Source organism: Sphingomonas sp. A2-49, from assembly GCF_025548555.1.
GTDB lineage: Bacteria > Pseudomonadota > Alphaproteobacteria > Sphingomonadales > Sphingomonadaceae > Sphingomonas.
In genome coordinates, this window is record NZ_JAJLPA010000019.1 from 53,475 (window position 1) to 71,352 (window position 17,878).

Consider the following 17,878-nt stretch of genomic DNA (forward strand, 5'->3'; position numbering starts at 1 on the left):
CCCCATGAGCACCCAGCCCAACGATTTCAGCGATATCCGCCCCGACGGCTTCTTCAGCCAGGGCCTTGCCGAGGCCGATCCCGCCATCTTCGCCGGGATCGCGCACGAACTGGAACGCGAACAGACGCAGATCGAACTGATCGCGTCCGAGAACATCGTGTCCAAGGCGGTGCTCGAGGCGCAGGGGTCGGTCTTCACCAACAAATATGCCGAGGGCTATCCGGGCAAGCGCTATTATCAGGGCTGCGCGCCGTCCGACGAGGTCGAGACGCTGGCAATCGAGCGCGCCAAGCGGATCTTCGGCTGCGGCTTCGCCAACGTCCAGCCGCATTCGGGCGCGCAGGCGAACGGCGCGGTCATGCTGGCGCTGGTCAAGCCGGGCGAGACGATCCTGGGCATGAGCCTCGATGCGGGTGGCCACCTGACGCACGGCGCGCGCGCGGCGATGTCGGGCAAGTGGTTCAACGCGATCCAATATGGCGTCGATGCCACGACGCACCTGATCGATTACGACCAGGTCGAGGCGCTGGCGGTCGAGCACCGGCCGAAGCTCATCATCGCCGGCGGCAGCGCCTATCCGCGCGTCATCGACTTCGCCCGCTTCCGCGCCATCGCGGACAAGGTCGGCGCCTATTTCATGGTCGACATGGCGCATTTCGCCGGCATCGTCGCGGCGGGACTGCACCCGACGCCGTTCGGCCATGCGCATGTCGTCACCACGACGACGCACAAGACGCTGCGCGGTCCGCGCGGCGGCATGATCCTCACCGACGACGAGGCGCTGGCGAAGAAGTTCAATTCCGCGGTGTTCCCGGGATTGCAGGGCGGCCCGCTGATGCACGTCATCGCCGCCAAGGCGGTCGCGTTCGGCGAGGCGTTGCAGCCGGGCTACAAGAGCTACATCGCCGCAGTGGTGGAGAACGCCAAGGTGCTCGCCGCGACGTTGAAGGAGCGCGGGTCCGACGTCGTGTCGGGCGGCACCGACACGCATCTGGCGCTGATCGACCTCACCCCGCTGGGCGTCACCGGCCGCGATGCGGACGAGGCGCTGGAGCGCGCCGGCATCACCTGCAACAAGAACGGCATTCCCAACGATCCGCTGCCCCCGGTCAAGACCAGCGGCATCCGGGTGGGATCGCCCGCCGGCACCACCCGCGGCTTCGGCCCGGCCGAGTTCCGCGAGATCGGCCATATGGTCGCCGACGTGCTCGACGGCCTCGCCAAGAAGGGCGAGCACGGGGACCCGGACGTCGAGGCGAGCGTTCGGACCCGCGTGCGCGCCCTGTGCGCCCGTTTCCCCATCTATCAAGGATAAGTCATGTCGAAGATCGAAGAGGTCCAGGCCACCGTCCGGAACACCCCCGGCCTTGGCAAGAAGATGGCCAAATACGGCGCGATCGGCGCGGTCGTGGCGATCCCCATCCCGTTCGTCGGTCCGGTGCTCGGTGCGCTGGTCGGTGCCGGCGTCGCCTACGCCAAGCGCAAGGATTGACCGCCTGAATGCGATGCCCGTTCTGCGGCCATGACGACAGCCAGGTGAAGGACAGCCGCCCCACGGAAGACGGGGCGGCGATCCGTCGACGCCGCCAGTGCGAAGGCTGTGCGGCGCGCTTCACCACGTTCGAACGCATCCAGCTGCGCGACCTGTGGGTGATGAAGTCGACCGCCGCCGGCGGGGTGCGGCGCGAGGCGTTCGATCGCGAAAAGCTGTTGCGATCGGTGTCGATCGCGACGCGCAAGCGGCCGATCGAGCCGGTCAGGATCGAAAAGCTGGTCAGCGGGATCCAGCGCCAGCTGGAAACGCAGGGCGACAGCGAGGTGTCGTCGAAGCGGATCGGCGAGATGGTGATGGACGGGCTGAAGGGCCTCGACTCGGTCGCCTATATCCGCTTCGCCAGCGTCTATCGCGACTTCAGCGAGGCGCGCGACTTCGAGGAATTCGCCGGCACCGTCGAACAGGCGGGGCGCGCGGAATGACCGGGGCCTCCACGCCCGAGGCGGCGAAGCCGGCGATCGTGCTCGTCCGGCCGCAACTCGGCGAGAATATCGGCAAGGCGGCGCGCGCCATGCTCAACTTCGGGCTCACCGACATGCGGCTGGTCGCCCCGCGCGACGGCTGGCCCAACCCGATGGCGGGCCCGGCGGCGAGCGGCGCCGATGTCGTGCTGGAGCGCGCGCGCGTGTTCGACAGCGTCGCGGACGCGGTGGCCGATTGCGCGCACGTCTATGCCACCACCGTCCGCAAGCGCGGCGTGACCAAGCCGGTGGTGACGCCCGAAGAGGCGGCGCGGGCGATCCATGCCGCGACCGACCGCTCGGCCATCCTGTTCGGACCGGAACGCTCGGGCCTCGAAACCGACGATGTCGCGCTCGCGCGCACCATCCTGACGGTGCCGATCAATCCCGAATTCGGCAGCCTCAACCTCGCGCAGGCGGTGATCCTCGTCGCCTACGAATGGTCGAAGGGGCAGGGGCTCGCGCAGCCCCCGATCACCCCGATCGAGCCCGCGGCGGCGCACGAGGATCTGGAGGGGATGATCCTGCAGCTCGACGCGATGCTGGAGCGGGCCAATTTCTTCTTCCCGCCCGAACGGGTGGTGACGACGCGGCGGACGCTGCGCACGCTGCTGACCAAGCCGGGCTGGTCGACGCAGGAGGTGCGGACGATGCGCGGCGTTCTGTCGGCGCTGGACGGCGCCAAGGCGCGGCGGGTCGCGGCGCAGGGTTCGGCCGACGGCCCCGATGCGGCGGCGCCGGTGGATCAGCGTGCGTCGAACGCCGCGAGTTCGTAGGCGATCGACGCCTCGACGAGGCGCTCCCACAGATCCGCGATCGCATCGCCCGGCAGGCCGAGCCGTTCCGCCTCGGCCCGGGCGTTGGCGATCACCTGAGCCTTGCGATCCTCGTCGCGGACGCGGCCGCGGGTCGGCTTGATGCGGGCGGCGGCGTCCATGTAGGCGAAGCGGCGGGCGAGCAGCGCGACGAGCTCGCGATCGAGCGCGTCCACGCCGGCGCGCACCTCCGCCATGCTGGAACATGCGGGGCCGGGCAGGATGTCGGTAGCCATGGCGCTTCCTTAACGGTCCGGGAAACGATGTCGAGCGACGGCGCCGGGACTTTCCTTCGCGATAAAGATGCGTCATCTATCCTGCCTTACCTGTCAGGATGCCGTGCCCCATGATCGTATCGCTGCTGTCCCTGCTTCTCGCCGCCGTGCCCCAGGCATCGGCAACCCCAAGCCCCGCCGTTCCGAAGGCCGACAAGCCGGTCTGCCGGCGCGAGGTGCCGACCGGATCGACGCTGCAGCAGCGGGTCTGCCATAGCCGGGCCGAATGGGCGGCAATCGATGCAGCCAATGCGGGCAGCGTCGATGCGATGCAGGGCGCCCGGCGCGGCAGCCTGCCTCGGAACTGATTGACCTTTCCCGGCGACGCCGCTAAGCGCGCGCCTTCGCAACAGCCCCCGCATCCCGGTGAAGCGGTGGGCCTGCCCCCCGGACGCGTGTCCCGGGCCAGCGGAGCGAGACCGGGGCCAGCCCCGCGGGCCGCAGGCTTCCAGCCTGGCGCGCGGGATCACGTCGTTACAGTTGCCAAGGAAATATCATGTCGAAGCGCCATAGCGCCAAGCACAAGCTCGACCGTCGTCTCGGCGAGAACATCTGGGGCCGGCCGAAGTCGCCGGTCAACAAGCGCGAATACGGCCCGGGCCAGCACGGCCAGCGTCGCAAGGGCAAGGTGTCGGACTTCGGCATCCAGCTGCGCGCCAAGCAGAAGCTCAAGGGCTATTACGGCGACGTCACCGAGAAGCAGTTCCGCGCCTGCTACCACGAGGCCGCACGGATGAAGGGCGACACCAGCCAGAACCTGATCGGCCTGCTCGAGCAGCGCCTCGACATGATCGTCTATCGCGCCAAGTTCGCGCCGACGATCTTCGCCGCGCGCCAGATCGTCAGCCACGGCCACATCCGCGTCAACGGCGTCAAGTGCAACATCGCGTCGCGCCGCTGCTTCGTCGGCGACGAGATCACGCTGGGTACCAAGGCCAAGGAAATGGCGCTGGTGCTCGAGGCGCAGAACCTCGCCGAGCGCGAGATTCCCGATTACGTCGCGCCCGACGGCAATGCCAAGATCACCTTCGTCCGCGTACCGACGCTCGACGAGGTGCCCTATCCGGTGAAGATGGAGCCGAACCTGGTCGTCGAGTTCTACTCGCGCTGATTTCGGGTCTTTCTCCGTTTTCGAATGTGGAAGGGGCGGTCCTGCGGGGCCGCCCTTTTCGTTTGCCGCGCCGCCTGCTCGGATCGCGCGGAGGCATCGCGTCGACGGGGGGCGCGTTCGTCCTCACGCGCGTGGCCCTCGTTCTCCCTTTCGGCGCCTCTGCGTCGTCGCATGATTTTGTTTCGCGCGAAGGCGCGAAGACGCGAAGGTGTTGCGGCGAGGGCGTGCTTACCCGTCGGCATCCGCTCGGCCCTCTTCGCGTCTTCGCGGCTTCGCGAGATTCCTGTTTCGCGCGGAGGCGCGGAGGACGCGGAGGGTGTCCCGTCCGGGCGATCCGTGCGGGTTCCGGTCATCGGCGATGCCACGCAGGCGAGCTGGTGCCGATCTCGACGCCGAGAAGGGGGGGATCGCGCGAAGGCGCGAAGGCGCGAAGCTGCGAGGAGGTTGCGGCGAGGGCGCGCTTAGCCGTCGTCATGTGCGGGGTCCTCTTCGCGTCTTTGCGTCTTCGCGTGATTCTGATTTCGCGCCGAGAAGGGTGAGGGCGTTCCGCACGGGCGATCCGGGTGAGTCGCGAACAGTGGTGATGCGCCTCCGGCGATAGGCACGTCATGCTCTGCGTCCTCCGCGCCTCTGCGCGCGAAACCTCCCGCCTTCCCGCCAGCCGCACAGAGCAAGCGTGGACAAGGCGACAGCCCGGCGGCAAAAGGCCCGCAACGCTGCCCATCCCATGCGGAGTATCCGATGCGTCGCCTTCTTATCCCCGCCCTGCTCGCCGCGCCTGCCATGGCATCGGCACAGAGCGCGCCGCAGATCTCCGTCGACACGCTGAAGACGGTGACGAAGACGCTGTCGTCCGACGCGTTCGAGGGGCGCGCGCCCGGCAGCGCGGGCGAGCAGAAGACGCTCGCCTACCTCCAGCAGCAGTTCGAACGCGCGGGGCTGAAGCCCGGTAACAAGGGGCGGTGGTTGCAGGACGTACCGCTGGTCGAGATCACCGCGAGCAACGTCACGCCGCTGACGATCACCGGCGGCCGGACGCCGCTGTCCCTCGCCTATGGCCCCGACATGGTCGTCGGCACCTATCGCGTCACCCCGCACAGCGCGGTGACGGACAGCGACGTCGTCTTTGCCGGATACGGCATCGTCGCGCCCGAAAAGGGGTGGAACGACTATGCCGAGCTCGACGTGAAGGGCAAGACGGTGATCGTCCTCATCAACGATCCCGACTGGCAGACGCTGGGGCTGACCGGGCCGTTCAACGGTCGCGCGATGACCTATTACGGGCGCTGGACGTACAAATACGAGGAAGCGGCGCGGCAGGGCGCGGCTGCGGTGCTGATCGTCCACCAGACCGAACCCGCCGCCTATGGCTGGAACGTCGTCCAGTCGAGCAACACCGGCGCCGCGCACGTCGCCGACGCCGCCGACGGCCATAGGAACGATACCGCCGCGCACGGCTGGATCCAGCTCGACAAGGCGCGGGCGCTGTTCGCGAGCGCGGGCAAGGATTTCGACAGCCTCGCCGCCGCGGCGAAGGTCAAGGGGTTCAGGGCCGTGCCGCTGGGGGTGAAGGCGTCGGTGGCGTTCGACAACCGGATCGCGAAACAGGTGTCGCACAACGTCGTCGGCATCCTGCCCGGCCGCGAGGCGCCGGACGAATATGTGCTGCTGTCGGCGCATTGGGATCACCTGGGCCGTTGCACGCCGGTGGCCGGGGACGGCATCTGCAACGGCGCGGTCGACAATGCCGACGGGACCGCGGCGCTGGTCGCGCTGGCGGAAGCGAATGCGAAGGCGGGGGCGGCGCGCCGGTCGATGGTGTTCGTCGCGCTGACCGCGGAGGAATCGGGGCTGCTCGGTTCGGCCTATTACGGCGACAATCCGGTCTATCCGCTGGCCAGGACGGTCGGAGGCGCCAACATGGACGCGCTCGCCATGTACGGTCCGGCGCGCGACGTGATCGTCATCGGTCCCGGCAAGTCGCAGCTCGATGGCTATCTGGCCGCCGCGCTGAAGCGGCAGGGTCGCCATGCGACGCCCGAACCGACGCCGGAAAAGGGCTTCTATTACCGGTCGGATCACTTCAGCCTCGCCAAGCACGGCGTGCCGATGGTGTATTTCGAGACGGGGCAGGATCTGGTGAAGGGCGGCCTCGCCGCGGGCCGCGCCGCAGCGAAGGATTACGAGGAACATCGCTATCACGCGCCTTCCGACGAATACGACCCGACATGGGACTGGAGCGGCGTGCAGCAGGACGTCGCGCTCTATTACATGCTCAGCCGCGATCTGGCGGAGGGGCGCGACTGGCCCAACTGGACGCCCGGCGACGAATTCCGCGCGATCCGCGACAAGAGCCGCGCGAGCGTGACCGGAGCGGGCAAGTGAGCCGCGTTCCACCCGCCGAATGGGCGCCGCACAAGGCGGTGTGGATCGGTTTCCCGAGCCATCCCGAGCTGTGGCAGGACGACCTCGACCCGGCGCGCGACGAGGTGGTGGCCTTCGCCCGCGCGGTCCATGCCGAGGGCCGCGGCGAAACGGTGATCCTCGTCTGCGCCGATGCCGAAGCCGGCAGCGCGGCATCGGCGATGGCGCCGTTCGCGGAGGTGGTGGTCGAGCCGTTCGGCGACATCTGGCTGCGCGATACCGGGCCGATCGTGCTCGGCGACGGCGAGGCGCGCGATTTCGGCTTCAACGGCTGGGGCGGCAAATACGACCTGCCGGGCGACGACACGATCGGGCTGCGGCTGGCGCAGCAGCGCGGCAAGCCGGTCGGCTATTGCAACTGGGTGCTGGAAGGCGGCGCGATCGACGGCGACGGCACCGGGATCGTCGTCACCACGCGGCAATGCCTGCTCAATCCCAATCGCAACCCGACGCTGGACCAGGCGCAGATCGAGGCGCGGCTGCACGAGGATCTGGGCTTTACCCAGGTGGTGTGGCTGGGCGACGGGCTGCTCAACGATCACACCGACGGCCATGTCGACAATCTCGCGCGGTTCGTCGGCGAGGGGCGGCTCGCGTTGCCGGAGGCGGCGGAAAACGACCCCAACTGGCAGGTCTATCAGCATGCCGCCCGCGACGCGCAGGCGGCGGGGCTGGAGGTGGTGACGATCCCGTCCCCCGGCCGCGTGCTGCGCGACGAGGAGGTCGTGCCGGCGAGCTACATGAACTTCTATATCGGCAACGCCGCCGTGGTGGTGCCGACCTATGGCGCCGAGAACGACGCCGCGGCCGTGGCGGCGATCCAGGCACTGTTCCCGGACCGGCAGGCGGTCGGCCTGCGCGCCGACCACATCCTGACCGGCGGCGGCAGCTTCCACTGCATCAGCCAGCAGATCCCGGCACGCGACTAGGGCGGATCGTTTCCGCACGCCCGCGGGAAGGACGTTATGCGCGCGGAGGCGCGGAGGTGTATCACCGCCGCGTCAGCGGCCCCCCCCTTGCCGGTCGAGGGGGGCGTAAACCGCGCGGCGATCGATACCCCTCTGCGTCCTCCGCCTCCGCGCGCCTATCATCGACGTCTGATCGACGCCGGTGCCTTGGCAGGACCTTTGCGGCCCGTCCTGTCGGCCGGCGTCCTGCAAGGGGTGACGACGGTCATGCGCGTGCCTATGTGGCGCGCATGACCGAGATCACCGTCGCCGCGCTCCAGCTCGCCTTTTCGAGCGATATCGATGCGAACATCGCCAACGTATCGCGCCTGGTGCGCGAGGCGGCCGGGCGGGGGGCGCAGGTGATCCTGCCGCCCGAACTGTTCGAGGGCGAGTATTTCTGCCGGGTCGAGGACGAGGGGCTGTTCGCGCAGGCCGCGCCCGTCGGCGCGCACAAGGCGGTGCTGGCGATGCAGGCGCTCGCCGAGGCGCTGAAGGTCACGATCCCGACCAGCTTCTTCGAAGCGGACGGCCCGCATCATTACAACAGCCTCGCGATGATCGGCCCCGACGGCGAGGTGCAGGGCGTCTATCGCAAGAGCCATATCCCCGACGGGCCGGGATATGAGGAGAAATTCTATTTCCGCCCCGGCAACACCGGGTTCAAGGTGTGGCCCGCGCCCCCGACCGCGCCGGGCTGGACGCTGGGCGTCGGCGTCTGCTGGGACCAATGGTATCCCGAGACCGCGCGCGCGATGATGCTGATGGGGGCGGAGCTGCTGTTCTATCCGACCGCGATCGGCAGCGAGCCGCACGATACCTCGCTCGACACGGCACGGCTGTGGCGCCGCGCGATGGTCGGCCATGCGGTATCGAACGTCGTGCCCGTCGTCGCCGCCAACCGGATCGGCACCGAACACGGCCAGACCTTCTACGGCACCAGCTTCATCACCGACGAACGCGGCGACGTGCTCGACGAGCTGGGCCGGGACGAGGAAGGCGTGATCGTCGCGACGCTCGACCTCGCCCGCATCCGCCGGCACCGCGCCGCCTTCGGGTTCTTCCGCGATCGCCGGCCGGAGCTGTACGGCCGGCTGGTTCAGGACATCTGACGCAGTTCCAGCGCGCGCGCGAACACCGCGTCGAACATATCTTCGTTCAGGCGACCGGTGTTCTGGTTGTAGCGCGACGGGTGGTAGCTATCGATCAGCACGCGGCCGTCGGGCATGCGATGCTCGGCGAGATGCGCGAACTGCGCCTTGGGCAGGCGGCCGCCGAGCACCTTCACCGCCGACTGGTGCGCGATCTGGCCCAGCGCCACCACGACGCGCAGGTTGGGCAGCGCAGCCATCTCGCCGTCGAGGAACGGGCGGCAGGTGCGGATTTCCTCCGGCGTCGGCTTGTTGAGCGGCGGCAGGCATTTCACCGCGTTGAGGATCATCGCGCCGGTCAGGGCGACGTCGTCGTTGGCGCGATTGGCATAGGTGCCGGTGCACAGGCCGAACCGGCCGAGCGTGGCGAACAGCAGCGCGCCGCTGTGATCGCCGGTGAACGGCCGACCGGTGCGGTTGGCGCCGTGCAGGCCGGGCGCGAGGCCGACGATCGCGAGCCACGCCTCCGGATCGCCGAACGCGGGCACCGGCGCGTTCCACCAGGTCGGATTGTCCCGGCGCAGCGCCTCGCGCGCGGCGACGAGGCGGGGACAGCGCGGGCAGTCGCGGGGCGGGTCGATCGTATCGAGCGGAACGGGTGCGGACGTCATGCTTTTCGCCTAGGGCCGCACAATGACGGGGGCAATCTATGCGATCGGAATCGGTTCCAACCGGCGCGGCCGGCATGGCGCACCGGCGGACGAGGTCCGCGCCGCGATCGCCGCGGTGGGAACGGTCGTCGCATGGTCGCCGATCGTCGCCTCGGCACCGCTCGGGCCATCGATCCGCCGCTTCGCCAATGCCGCGATCCTGATCGAAAGCGACGAATCGCCGCCGCAGTTGCTCAAGCGGCTCAAGCGGATCGAGGCGGCGTTCGGCCGCCGCCGCGGGCGACGCTGGGGCGCGCGGGTGATCGACCTCGATATCCTGCTGTGGTCGCTGGGGTGCTGGAGGGAGCGCGGGCTGACCGTGCCGCACGTCGCGCTGCGCGATCGCGGCTTCGTGCTGCTGCCCCTCGCCACGATCGCGCCTGCGTGGCGCGACCCGGCGAGCGGGCGAACGATCCGGCAATTGGCCCATGCGGTTGACCGACCGCGCGCCCGCCCCTAGGTGCCGCGGGTCGATGGCGGGGGTCCGTAGCTCAGTCGGTAGAGCAAGCGACTTTTAATCGAGAGGTCCCGGGTTCGAGCCCCGGCGGACCCACCATCGACACTTTCCCTCGGAACCGCATCCCGACGGGCCCACGATGCGCGCCGCGGTCGCCCGTGGCGGGAACCTCCGGTCGGAATCGGAATTATGGTGGAAGCGCGCGGCGAGCCATGCCGCGGCATCGACCTGGGGATCGTATGAGCCGTTTGAAGCTGGGCCTGTTCGGGGCTGCACGTTCGACCGATGAGCAGCACGTGCCGAAGACGGATGTGCGGGCGGCCGAACTGAAGGAACGGCTGGCGGGGCTCACCCCCGTGGAGCGCGCCGCCTTTGCGGGATCGGTGCAGCCGGCGGGCTGATTGACGGCGACGAGCGGCAGGATCGGTCAACCCGGCGGCATAAGTCGTCGGGTATTTGTTGGTTTCGACAGGCCGTGCGTCCGGCGTTGCGCAGGCGTCGTACGCGAGACGACGGGCGTCCGGAGCACCGCCGCAAAAACCGTCGGCCTCTCAATCGGCGAAGAGGCGTTCCCACAGCGAGCGGGGCTTGTTGCGGACCGCCTGCCATTGCGCGCGTGCTTCCGCCGATCGCCGGTAGAGCGCGCTAAGCCGCTGTTCCCGCGGAAGATCGGATATGCGGACGGGATAGGTATGCTGCGTCATAGGAAGGCGCAGTTTGCGACGACGAGGCGGTGCAAATCAACGATGATGCGATGAGTCGAGTCGGCGTCATCGCGCTCTGCGCTGGCAAACCTGACCGAAAACGGGACAATCGTGTTTGGTGGCGCAGATCGGATGCATGGCCCCCGGCCACCGGTCGCCGTGCCCGGGTGGGCGCTGGCGATCGATGATCGGGCGCGGATCGTCAACGACAGACGCGGACGCGACGCTGATGGCGGATCACCGTGCGGCAATGGTCGTTGCGATCGCGGCCATAGTGGCGACCGCGATCGTGCCGCGCGTTCTGGTAGCCGCGGTGCCCGCGATCGTCGCGATGGTCACGCTGGTCGTACCCCCCGCGGTCATGGTCGCGACGCTGTGCGTCCGCGGTGCCCGCGGCGCCGACGGTCGCGGCCATCATGCCGATGGCGGCGAAGATCATGCTGATTTTCATTCTCTGTCCTTTGACGACCAGCGACCGGGTCGTGTCAGCCATTACGCGGGCGACACGACATCGTTCCTGACCAATGTGCGACAAGGCGCGGTTTCGCCCGGACTCAGCGCGTCGCGAGGGCCGTGCCGGCCGGTCGATGCGTGATGAACACCCCGCGCTTCGCCCAGCGGGCGCGGCTGTGGCAGGCCGGTGCCGCGACGTCGGGTCGCGATGACTCGAGCGTGTCCGAGAAGAAGCGTATGCAATAGTCGCCGTGCGCCGGACGGAACGACGCGGCATAGCCCCGTGCCTCGCGCGATTCGCGGGCCTGTGCGGGCCTGGTCGCGCCGAGCGCGACGGCGGTCGCGGCGATGATGGCTAAGCCTGGGTGCATGATCGTCTCCCCTATACGCCGCCCGTTATGGGCGGCGGTCGCGGGACGCCATGCGATAAGTGTGCCATTTGCATAATACACCTGGCAGCGGTACCGGCGTGCCGCGGCTTTCGCCGTCATTCGGTGCGATACGCCACGGATCGGTGGACGGTGCCGGCGATCCGTCGCCATCGACGGAACGGCCGCAAGTCCTGCGCATGCCGGGACGCGTGCAGAGGGCATCGTCACCGCGCACCGGTCCCCCGATGGGCGTGCGGAGACGGTGCGAAGCGATCCGACGGGCCGGAATGTCGGACGGTGTCAGGCGTACTGGAAATGGGCAGGCCCGCGCTGACGCTGGGCGAGGCGATGCTCGAGCCGCAGCAGGTACAGCTCGAGTTCGGCCTTTTCGACCCCGTCGGCCATCGTCGCCGCCTGATCGCGGGCGTCGACGATCGCCTTGCGCAGCCCGTTCGTGACGTACATCGGAACCCCGTTTCGCCGCCGGGCCATACATCGGCCCGGGAAGGACGTGTGCCAGCGCCCGGTTGAATGAAACCGGAATGAGTCAGGTTGCCCCGTGATTCAGCCGAACGGTTCGTCGCATCCCCCGGGGTGCTCCATTGGGCCCGTCATCGCGTCGCGCCCTCGATCCGACGCCGCCACGCCTGTACTTGCGCAAGACGGCGATCGGTCCGTCGGAACGCCCGGTCAGCTTTGCCTATGCTTGGGCCATGCCCTTGTCCGCACTGCCGGCCCCTGCCGCTTAACACTTTGTTAACCAGCCGGGTTTAGAGTGCGTTAACGTTCCGGGGGGCCGGAGAGAAGTCATGGACACCAGTGAAATCCAGCGGGAGATCGCCGCTGCCCAGCGCATCGCGCTCTACCTGGACGATCGGGTGTCGACCCGCGCGATCGAACGCTACCTCGCCGAGCTGCACACGCGCCGGCTATTCACTGCATGTGGTGCGCGCCGGCCGGCGTTTCCCGGCGGACGGGCGGGGCGGCAGGGGCCGTCGACCTGAGCATGGCGGCGGCGCTGGCCCTGGCACTCGCGGTCGGCCGCTGCGTCGGCAGCGCCGATCCGGGCACGTTCACCGTCGTCGTCGATCCGGGACACGGCGGGCGCGACCGGGGCGCCTTTTCGACATCCGCCGGTCGCGCGGAAAAGGAGGCCAGCCTCGCCATCGCACGGCGGGTCGCGGCGCGGATCGCGCGGCGCGGCGACGTCCGGGTCGTGCTGACGCGCAACGACGACCGCTACCTGAGCCTCGTCGCGCGGCGTTCGATCATCCAGTCGTGCCGGGCCAACCTCGCGGTGTCGATCCATGCCGACAGCGGGCCGGCGGATGCGAGCGGCGCATCGGTCTTCGTCCTCAACGAGGCGGGCGAAGCGATCGTCGCGGGGCGCATGGCGCTCGCCGCGCGATCGCTCGATGCGGACGCCGACACCGCCTATATCCTGGCGAACCTGCAACAGCGTGCGTCGATCAACTATGCGATCCCGATCGCGCTCCGGATCCGCGCCGGCATCGGCGGGCGCGACCGCGCCGACGAGCGCCCCTCGTCGGCCAATTTCGCGTTGCTGAAGGCGCCCGGCGTGCCGTCGATCCTGGTCGAATGCGGATTCCTGACCAATGCGCGCGATTCCGCGCGTCTGTTCGGCGACGACGGCCAGGACGCGATCGCTCGCGCCATCGCCGATCCGATCCTGCGCGAGGCCAAGGCCTATGGCCGCGGAACCTAGCCGCCGCCGCCGATCGCATCAGCGCAATGCGGCGCGCACATAGTCCATGCTGCGGGCGGCGAGGGCGATCAGCCTGTCGCGCTCCTGCACGCCACATCCGTGCCGCGCCGCCGGATCGAAAACGCAGATCGCTCCAAGCGCGAAATCGTCGTCGCTCATCAATGGTGCACCAGCATAGAAACGCAGCTGGTCGTCCGAAACCGCCGGATTATTGGCGAAGCGAAGATCGGAATGCGCGTCGGGCACGCAAAAAAAGGTTGCCGGCTCGACGATGACATGGCCGCAGAAAGATGTGCGACGACTATACGGCCCGGTCGGCAGGCCGGCCGCCGCGACGAGATATTGCCAGTCCTTGTACACGATCGAAATCGCAGCCATCGCCGTCCCGCATTCCCGCCGCGCCTGCAACGCAATCGACTGGAGTACAGGATCCTGGATCATCGTCAGGAAGCCGGAGCGCTCGACCGCTTTTTCTCTTCCGGCCTCGTTCGCGGGGAGCGATGACGGTTGGTATATTGTTATGCCCATCGGTAATGCATCCCGCGATCAAGCGGAACAGAGACATAACCGGTCCGGACGCAAAGCAAAGGTCTTTCGAAACGATAAACGATATCGTCTCGATCCGGACCTAAAAACCCAATGCGACGGCTATTTGGCTGGCGACACCGCCTTGGCGACCCGCCCGCGATGCATCACGAACGCGACGTGTTCCAGCCGGGTGACGTCCTCCAGCGGCGATCCCGCCACCGCAATGATGTCCGCCGTCTTGCCGGGCGCGAGCACGCCGATGTCGTCGCGACCCAGCAGGTCCGCGGCGGCGACCGTCGCTGCGGCGATCGCCTGCATCGGGGTCAGCCCGTTACGGACGAGCAGCGCGAATTCGGTCGCATTGTCGCCGTGCCTGGACACGCCCGTATCGGTGCCGAACGCGACCTTCACGCCCGCGGCATAGGCGCGGCGGTGGTTGGCCGCCATCGCCGCCGCCGCCGCTTCCGCCTTGGCGATCGTCGCCGGCGGCAGCGCGCCGCCGCGCGCCTGCGCCAGCGCGGCAACGGGTGCGATCTCGGTCGGTACCAGATAGGCGCCGGTGCTCCTGAACAGCCGGATCGTGTCGTCGTCCAGGAACGTGCCGTGCTCGATCGAATCGACGCCTGCCTCCAGCGCCGCCTTCGTCCCCTCCGCCGCATGGCTGTGCGCGGCGACCTTGCGACCGAGCGCGTGCGCGGTCTCGACGATCGCGCGCATCTCGTCGGGGGTCATCGCACGGCCCAGCCCGCCGCTGACGTTGGACAGGACGCCGCCGGTCGCGGCGAACTTGATGACGCGTGCGCCGAGCGCGACCTGCGCCCGCACCGCGCGACGACACGAATCGGGGCCGTCGCACAGGTTGATCTCGGTGGCGTGCACCGCGTCGGCGAAGGTTTCGGCAAGGCCGTTGCCGCCATCGCCATGGCCGCCGGTGACCGAAATCATCTCCCCCGCGTTGGTGATGGTCGGACCATCGACGATCCCTGCGTCGATCGCGTCGCGCAGCGCCCGGATACCGCGCGGGTCGCCGCCCAGGTCGCGCACCGAGGTGAAGCCGGCGGCGAGCGTCGTGCGGGCGTTGGCGACCGCGGTCATCTCGTCGTCGAAGCGGTCGCGGGTCATCGCTTCCAGCCGCGCGCGCAGCGGGTCGCCGCCGATGCCCCACAGGTGGACGTGCATGTCGACCAGCCCGGGCAGGACGAAGGCTTCGCGCAGGTCGACGAGCGTCGCACCCGCCTCCGGCGCGACGAAGCCGTCGCGCAGTTCGGCGACCTTGCCGTCGCGGACGACGATGGTGGTGTGTCCGCGCGGTGGCCGGCCGGGGCGGTCGAGCACATTGCCCGCCTGGATATAGGTCGTCGCGGGGGGCTGTTGCTGCGCCACCGCCGGCGTGGATGCCACCGCTATCCCGATCAGCCATGCTTTCGTCATCATTCGCTTGCCCCCTGTCGTTGCACGCCCGCCCATGCGTCAGCCGCGGCAGGCTCCCGCCACATGCTTCGCCTTCTGGTCGATCGTGATCGCCAGCGCCCCCTTGGGCGTTCGGCCCGTCATCGTCAGTCGTCCGGCAAAGCCATCGGCGTCGTAGCTGCCGGCGCGGACGATCGACATCGGGTCGCCCTTCTTCTGCGGACAGCTCAGCGTCTGGGTGTAGCGGCCATCGGCGATCCGCTGCGATTCGATGCGGCACCGGGCCTTCGGATCGGGGGCGAGCAGCGCGGCGACGCCGGCCGGCGCGTCGGCGGGGGCCACGCATTTGCGCTCGGTCTTCGATCGTCCGCGCATCATCCGCAACAGGAAGCCGGGCGCACCGGGGATGGTCAGGTCGACCGCGGTCGACACGACGTCCCAGCGCCCCGGCGCGATCGCCTGCGCCGCGGCGACGCCGGGCGAGGGCAGCAGGAACAGGAGGATCGGAAGCCAGCGCATCGCCGCATCGTGCGGGCTGCGCGCGCCCGACGCAAGCCGTCGCGGGTCGCCGAAGGCCGTTCGGGTGCGCGCGCGAACCGGTTGCCGCGGTGTCAGCGGCCAACGCACCGGCGGGTGGTCGATCCCGGCGTGGACGGACGGACCGCGTGCACGCGCATGCCGGTACAGGATTGGCGCCCCGCCTTGTGGTGCTGTCCGTAGGACGAGGCGCCGGTCTCCGTAGTGACCGTGCGCAGGCCTGACCGCTTCGGACAGGCGGGGCAAGCACAATCGGACGGACCCACCCGATCCCCGGACCGGCCGTTCGCCCGGCGCGCAGCCCGGACATGACAAAGGGGGCCGAAGCCCCCTTTGCGCGCATCATGCGCTCGATCCGCCGATCGGCCCCGCGTCTTGGGAACGGGACGGGCCGATCGGCGCCCGGTCTTAGTTGCTGTCGGAGTTGTTGTCGTCGGCAACGATCACGATGCCGGCGACCACGGCAGCGGCCGCGACCAGCGCGATGATGACGCCGCCACCGGCGAGCTCGTTCTTCTTCGCCGACGCCGAACCGGTGCGGACCGACTTGGCGACCGACAGGCTGGCGGCGGGGTTGGCAGGCGCCGCGGCGACCGGAGCGGCGACGAGGGCGGTTGCAGCGACGGCTGCGAGATACTTGCTGATCATGGAAGGCCTTCCAAAGGGTGAGCGTGCCGCATAGGGCATCGCATCAAGGATGGCGAGCGTTTTCTGTCGCACTCGGCCGGGCGCGGCAAGCATGCCCATGACGTCGACAAGTAGAATGCAGCATCCGGCAAGGATTACGCCCCTGTTGACCCGTGACAACTGTCGGACGAACAGATGTTATGCCCGGGCGGTGCGGCCCGACACCCGCGATGGCACGATGCGGGTCGGCGATGTCCCGCCCGTCGGGCGTCCCCGCATTGGTGCCGCACGGCCGAACCCTGCGGTCAGGCGGTGGCGGCAGCGCGACCGGCGTCGGGCGGGTCGAGGCCCGCGTACCAGTCGGCATAAGGCGTGTTGCGGGCGAGGTGGCGGTTGAGATCCGCGGCGCCATCCGTCCACCAGACCGGGCCGCGTTCGCCGAGCGCGACCTTCGCCGCATCGACGCGCGCCCGCGCCGCCCGCATGGCCGCCGGATCGTTGGCCGCGCCCGCCGCGCGCACGGCGCGGCGGGCGGCCATCAACCGGTCGACCTGCTCCTGCCGTACCGATTCGGCCAATCCGGGATCGGCGCGTCGCCACAATCGCCCGCGGACGACCAGGTAGCGGCCGTCGGGCGTGACGGGCGGCGACGGCGTCACAGCGGTGGCGGCGCGGACAGGCCGGTCGCGCTCACCGCCCGATCGCGTCCTTCACCGATTCGGCCACCTTGGCGAGCAGGCCCTGTTCCGCCGCCTCTGCCTCCTGCTTGGTCCGGAACGCTGCGCCCTCCGGCTCGGCGGGCGGCGCATAGACCGAGTACAGCTTGAGGTCGCCCGACCCCGTATTGACGATATTGTGCTCGGCGCCCTTGGGCACGACGACCAGATGATTCGCCGTGGCCTTGGTGGAGTGACCGTCGATGACGACCCTTGCCTCGCCCGCGACGACGAAGGTCGTCTGGTCGGCAGGATGCGTCTCCATGCCGATCTCTTCGCCCGCGGGGATGCTCATCAGCACGATCTGGACCTTGCGATCGCGATAGACCTCTTTCTGCCACAGCGTGTTGGTCGTTGCGAGGACGATCATGTCCTTGTTGAAGATCGCCATATCCGGGACTCCTGAATGTATCGATGCACGGCCCGACGAACGAGGAGGCGCTCGCGTTCCGCGAATCGCGATCGCGGGTCGTCGGCGTCAGGACAGCGGCATCAGCGAATCCGCATAGCGACGGGCATTGGCGACATAGGTCGCCGCCGACAGGCGCAGGCCGGCGATCTCGGCCTCCGTCAGCGCGCGCAGGACGCGGGCCGGGGCACCGACGATCAGCGATCCCGCGGGAAAGCACTTGCCCTCGGTCACCAGCGCATGCGCGCCGACCAGCGAATCGGCGCCGATCACCGCGCGGTTGAGGATCGTCGCGCCCATCCCGATCAGGCTGTTGTCGCCGACGGTGGCGCCGTGGACGATGGCGTGATGACCGATCGTCACGCCGCTGCCGATCGTCGTCGGCATGCCCGGATCGGCATGGACCATCGCGCCGTCCTGCACGTTGCTCTCCGGGCCGATGACGATCGCCGCCGTGTCGCCGCGCAGCACCGCGCCGAACCATATCGAGGCGCGCGGCCCCAACGTGACGTCGCCGATCACATGCGCGCCCGGGGCGATATAGGCGTCGG

General features: G+C 69.1%; 25 protein-coding genes and 1 tRNA gene. 14 read left to right on the top strand and 12 right to left on the bottom strand.

Annotation, left to right across the window (positions count from 1 at the left end):
• Nucleotides 1–4: 4 nt before the first annotated feature.
• The 4 genes from glyA to LPN01_RS14290 are packed head-to-tail and all read left to right on the top strand — an operon-like array spanning nt 5 to nt 2,792.
• A complete protein-coding gene (gene glyA / locus LPN01_RS14275; protein ID WP_262829086.1) occupies nt 5–1,315 on the top strand; it encodes a serine hydroxymethyltransferase in 1,311 nt (436 codons plus the stop codon).
• Between the two features lie 3 nt (nt 1,316–1,318).
• Nucleotides 1,319–1,492, top strand: coding sequence for a small multi-drug export protein (locus LPN01_RS14280; protein ID WP_262829087.1), 174 nt, complete (start codon nt 1,319–1,321; stop codon nt 1,490–1,492).
• Nucleotides 1,493–1,500: 8 nt separating this feature from the next.
• Complete coding sequence (nrdR, locus tag LPN01_RS14285; protein WP_262829088.1) at nt 1,501–1,977, top strand: transcriptional regulator NrdR; 477 nt, start codon at nt 1,501–1,503, stop codon at nt 1,975–1,977.
• A complete protein-coding gene (locus LPN01_RS14290; protein WP_262829089.1) occupies nt 1,974–2,792 on the top strand; it encodes an RNA methyltransferase in 819 nt (272 codons plus the stop codon). Before nrdR ends, LPN01_RS14290 begins: the two co-directional genes overlap by 4 nt.
• On the opposite strand, the gene LPN01_RS14295 is transcribed toward LPN01_RS14290, so the two are convergent.
• Complete coding sequence (locus LPN01_RS14295; RefSeq protein WP_262829090.1) at nt 2,762–3,067, bottom strand: chorismate mutase; 306 nt, start codon at nt 3,065–3,067, stop codon at nt 2,762–2,764. The two genes, LPN01_RS14290 and LPN01_RS14295, sit on opposite strands and share 31 nt — an antisense overlap.
• Before the next feature lie 110 nt (nt 3,068–3,177).
• Between LPN01_RS14295 and LPN01_RS14300 the strand changes: the two genes are divergently transcribed.
• The 5 genes from LPN01_RS14300 to aguB all read left to right on the top strand — a co-directional run bounded on the left by LPN01_RS14300 (nt 3,178) and on the right by aguB (nt 8,700).
• On the top strand, nt 3,178–3,414 hold the full coding sequence (locus tag LPN01_RS14300; RefSeq protein ID WP_262829091.1) for a hypothetical protein: 237 nt from the start codon (nt 3,178–3,180) through the stop codon (nt 3,412–3,414).
• Between the two features lie 188 nt (nt 3,415–3,602).
• Nucleotides 3,603–4,217 carry a 30S ribosomal protein S4 gene (gene rpsD / locus LPN01_RS14305; RefSeq protein WP_230631373.1) on the top strand — a complete coding sequence of 205 codons (615 nt, stop codon included), beginning with the start codon at nt 3,603–3,605 and terminating at the stop codon, nt 4,215–4,217.
• A gap of 741 nt (nt 4,218–4,958) precedes the next feature.
• Entirely contained in the window at nt 4,959–6,602 is a 1,644-nt protein-coding gene (locus LPN01_RS14310; protein ID WP_262829092.1) for a M28 family metallopeptidase, read from the top strand.
• Nucleotides 6,599–7,570 carry an agmatine deiminase family protein gene (locus LPN01_RS14315; RefSeq protein ID WP_262829093.1) on the top strand — a complete coding sequence of 324 codons (972 nt, stop codon included), beginning with the start codon at nt 6,599–6,601 and terminating at the stop codon, nt 7,568–7,570. Before LPN01_RS14310 ends, LPN01_RS14315 begins: the two co-directional genes overlap by 4 nt.
• A 269-nt stretch (nt 7,571–7,839) precedes the next feature.
• Nucleotides 7,840–8,700, top strand: coding sequence for an N-carbamoylputrescine amidase (gene aguB / locus LPN01_RS14320; RefSeq protein ID WP_262829094.1), 861 nt, complete (start codon nt 7,840–7,842; stop codon nt 8,698–8,700).
• On the opposite strand, the gene LPN01_RS14325 is transcribed toward aguB, so the two are convergent.
• Nucleotides 8,688–9,350, bottom strand: a complete 663-nt coding sequence (locus LPN01_RS14325; RefSeq protein ID WP_262829095.1) for a uracil-DNA glycosylase — start codon at nt 9,348–9,350, stop codon at nt 8,688–8,690. The genes aguB and LPN01_RS14325 overlap by 13 nt on opposite strands.
• Before the next feature lie 22 nt (nt 9,351–9,372).
• Here LPN01_RS14325 and folK point away from each other — a divergent pair, with 22 nt between their 5' ends.
• The 3 genes from folK (at nt 9,373) to LPN01_RS14340 (ending at nt 10,247) form a co-directional block, all read left to right on the top strand.
• Nucleotides 9,373–9,849, top strand: coding sequence for a 2-amino-4-hydroxy-6-hydroxymethyldihydropteridine diphosphokinase (gene folK, locus LPN01_RS14330; RefSeq protein ID WP_262829096.1), 477 nt, complete (start codon nt 9,373–9,375; stop codon nt 9,847–9,849).
• A gap of 20 nt (nt 9,850–9,869) precedes the next feature.
• A tRNA-Lys gene (locus tag LPN01_RS14335) sits at nt 9,870–9,945 on the top strand.
• Nucleotides 9,946–10,085: 140 nt separating this feature from the next.
• Nucleotides 10,086–10,247: a hypothetical protein gene (locus LPN01_RS14340; protein WP_262829097.1), complete on the top strand. Its 162-nt coding sequence runs from the start codon at nt 10,086–10,088 to the stop codon at nt 10,245–10,247.
• Nucleotides 10,248–10,752: 505 nt separating this feature from the next.
• Here LPN01_RS14340 and LPN01_RS14345 read toward each other — a convergent pair.
• From LPN01_RS14345 to LPN01_RS14355, 3 genes are all read right to left on the bottom strand, one after another.
• Nucleotides 10,753–11,001, bottom strand: coding sequence for a hypothetical protein (locus tag LPN01_RS14345; protein ID WP_262829098.1), 249 nt, complete (start codon nt 10,999–11,001; stop codon nt 10,753–10,755).
• Between the two features lie 103 nt (nt 11,002–11,104).
• The gene (locus LPN01_RS14350; RefSeq protein ID WP_262829099.1) at nt 11,105–11,374 is read right to left on the bottom strand and encodes a hypothetical protein; all 270 of its coding nucleotides are present in this window, start codon (nt 11,372–11,374) and stop codon (nt 11,105–11,107) included.
• Nucleotides 11,375–11,674: 300 nt separating this feature from the next.
• Entirely contained in the window at nt 11,675–11,839 is a 165-nt protein-coding gene (locus LPN01_RS14355; protein ID WP_262829100.1) for a hypothetical protein, read from the bottom strand.
• Nucleotides 11,840–12,183: 344 nt separating this feature from the next.
• Here LPN01_RS14355 and LPN01_RS14360 point away from each other — a divergent pair, with 344 nt between their 5' ends.
• Together LPN01_RS14360 and LPN01_RS14365 are read left to right on the top strand one after the other, a co-directional pair.
• The gene (locus LPN01_RS14360; protein ID WP_262829101.1) at nt 12,184–12,378 is read left to right on the top strand and encodes a hypothetical protein; all 195 of its coding nucleotides are present in this window, start codon (nt 12,184–12,186) and stop codon (nt 12,376–12,378) included.
• A gap of 2 nt (nt 12,379–12,380) precedes the next feature.
• Nucleotides 12,381–13,100 (top strand): N-acetylmuramoyl-L-alanine amidase, encoded by a 720-nt coding sequence (locus LPN01_RS14365; protein ID WP_262829102.1) that lies wholly within the window; start codon nt 12,381–12,383, stop codon nt 13,098–13,100.
• An 18-nt stretch (nt 13,101–13,118) separates the two neighbouring features.
• Here LPN01_RS14365 and LPN01_RS14370 read toward each other — a convergent pair whose 3' ends face one another.
• The 7 genes from LPN01_RS14370 to LPN01_RS14400 all read right to left on the bottom strand — a co-directional run.
• Complete coding sequence (locus LPN01_RS14370) at nt 13,119–13,628, bottom strand: GAF domain-containing protein (RefSeq protein ID WP_262829103.1); 510 nt, start codon at nt 13,626–13,628, stop codon at nt 13,119–13,121.
• Nucleotides 13,629–13,748: 120 nt separating this feature from the next.
• A complete protein-coding gene (locus tag LPN01_RS14375; protein ID WP_316748378.1) occupies nt 13,749–15,062 on the bottom strand; it encodes an amidohydrolase family protein in 1,314 nt (437 codons plus the stop codon).
• Nucleotides 15,063–15,098: 36 nt separating this feature from the next.
• Nucleotides 15,099–15,557, bottom strand: a complete 459-nt coding sequence (locus LPN01_RS14380; RefSeq protein ID WP_262829104.1) for a DUF3617 domain-containing protein — start codon at nt 15,555–15,557, stop codon at nt 15,099–15,101.
• Nucleotides 15,558–15,983: 426 nt separating this feature from the next.
• On the bottom strand, nt 15,984–16,223 hold the full coding sequence (locus tag LPN01_RS14385; protein WP_262829105.1) for a hypothetical protein: 240 nt from the start codon (nt 16,221–16,223) through the stop codon (nt 15,984–15,986).
• A gap of 284 nt (nt 16,224–16,507) precedes the next feature.
• Nucleotides 16,508–16,861 (bottom strand): hypothetical protein, encoded by a 354-nt coding sequence (locus LPN01_RS14390; protein ID WP_262829106.1) that lies wholly within the window; start codon nt 16,859–16,861, stop codon nt 16,508–16,510.
• Between the two features lie 31 nt (nt 16,862–16,892).
• Nucleotides 16,893–17,309: a cupin domain-containing protein gene (locus LPN01_RS14395; protein WP_262829107.1), complete on the bottom strand. Its 417-nt coding sequence runs from the start codon at nt 17,307–17,309 to the stop codon at nt 16,893–16,895.
• An 87-nt stretch (nt 17,310–17,396) separates the two neighbouring features.
• Nucleotides 17,397–17,878 (bottom strand): gamma carbonic anhydrase family protein (locus LPN01_RS14400; protein WP_262829108.1); only part of this gene is annotated, 482 nt, incomplete at its 5' end.